General features: G+C 53.1%; 1 protein-coding gene and 1 pseudogene. Both read left to right on the top strand.

What is annotated here, in order from left to right:
* Positions 1 to 191 precede the first annotated feature (191 nt).
* Entirely contained in the window at positions 192 to 644 is a 453-nt protein-coding gene (locus X773_RS73495) for a hypothetical protein (protein ID WP_023680980.1), read from the top strand.
* Positions 645 to 657: 13 nt separating this feature from the next.
* Positions 658 to 977 (top strand): annotated as a pseudogene (locus X773_RS73490) (transposase); the annotation flags it as partial.
* Positions 978 to 1,011 lie beyond the last annotated feature (34 nt).

The raw sequence follows: 1,011 nt of genomic DNA, 5'->3' as shown, positions 1-1,011 counted from the left end.
ATGAATCACGCAAAACCGCTCTTGGGAATCCTCGAAACGCTCCCGGAGCTAAAAATCTGCCAAAGTAGTGCTAGGCCGTAAACTCATAAATGCGGAATGACCGGGATAGGTGGAAAGCGGGCTTGGGATTTGTGGAAAGCGCTCATGGCGTATGTCATGCTAGAACTGCAGTCATAGAGAATGGTTCATGCATGAATTGGGAACAGATAGCATCGGATTTCGCTTGGGACGGCTACTGGCGAGACATCTACGTTCTGAACACGTCTGAGGCAGATTGGCAGGTCGTCTGGGACATCCTCCTCGAATGGACCCCGCCTGCTAGTTTCAGTGTCTCCGGCAAGATCGAGTCGATGCCATTGGGCGTCGAAGCGGCCCTGGAAAGCGAAACAGGCAGCTTACTGTCTTTTTACGTCGGGCCAATCCAGCTTGCATGTCACTTCTTCAGCGCTGTCGAAATTGAGTTCGACTTCGATCCAAGGCAAGTCAGCGGAAAAACCGAGGTTGAGAAGCTTGACCGCTTTATGCGATTGCTCGGTGACGCTACTGGGAAGCAGATAATTCTCACGCAGGAAAATGATCAAGAGGCTATCATCGCCCGCTACTCTCCCGATCTTGAGAGTGTGGTCTGGACGGCACTTTCATAGCCAAATGTCTGCCTCCGCAGCGGACTTGATCAAAGATTTGCCTGAAGGTGCGATGCTGCTCGCCGACAAGGGCTACGATGCCAACGCATTGCGCACTGCCATCACCGACCAGAACACTTGGGCCAATATCCCGCCCAAAGCCTATCGCAAGGCCCCGATCTGCTTCAGCCCTTCCTATACAAAGCCCGTAACCTGATCGAGCGCTTCTTCAACAAAGCCAAACAGTTCCGTCGCATCGCGACGCGCTACGACAAGCTGGCCGAGAACTTTCTTGCCGCCCTAAAACTCATCGCAATGAGTCTACGTCCTAGCACTACTTTGGCAGATTTTTAGCGGAGAGGGTTCCGCGGCAGTGGGGACAACGGAT

The sequence above is a fragment of the Mesorhizobium sp. LSJC280B00 genome (genome assembly GCF_000502835.1).
Classification (GTDB): domain Bacteria; phylum Pseudomonadota; class Alphaproteobacteria; order Rhizobiales; family Rhizobiaceae; genus Mesorhizobium.
Note: the sequence above shows the minus strand (reverse complement) of the source record. Positions and strands in the feature narration are given on the sequence as shown.